Annotated in this window: 1 pseudogene; it reads right to left on the bottom strand. The window is 47.4% G+C overall.

Going from position 1 to position 234, the window contains the following annotated elements:
* Window positions 1-234: pseudogene (locus tag AAEY83_RS18655) on the bottom strand (tRNA 5-methoxyuridine(34)/uridine 5-oxyacetic acid(34) synthase CmoB); the annotation flags it as partial.

Raw genomic sequence — 234 nt, 5'->3', positions numbered from 1 at the left:
GTCACTCAACGGCGCATTAATCGTCAATATGTCACTGTCCAAATCCACATTATAAACGGCTAATGTTGGCAAACGTGCTACCGACGCTTGATAAGCCGGCGCATGCGCATAGTTGGCTTTATCCTTGATATCATTTAACCACGTGGGTAATTTTGACAGCCACTCATAGGCGCTCGGCTGCTGCTGTGCCAGCTCTAATAAGGTTAAATACAGTTCGCGTTCGGCGTGGATGAT

Origin of the sequence: Psychrobacter sp. TB20-MNA-CIBAN-0197 (assembly GCF_040309765.1) — a bacterium.
GTDB classification, from domain to species: Bacteria; Pseudomonadota; Gammaproteobacteria; order Pseudomonadales; family Moraxellaceae; genus Psychrobacter; species Psychrobacter submarinus.
The sequence above is the reverse complement of the archived record's forward strand: the minus strand, read 5'-3'. Positions and strand labels throughout refer to the sequence as shown.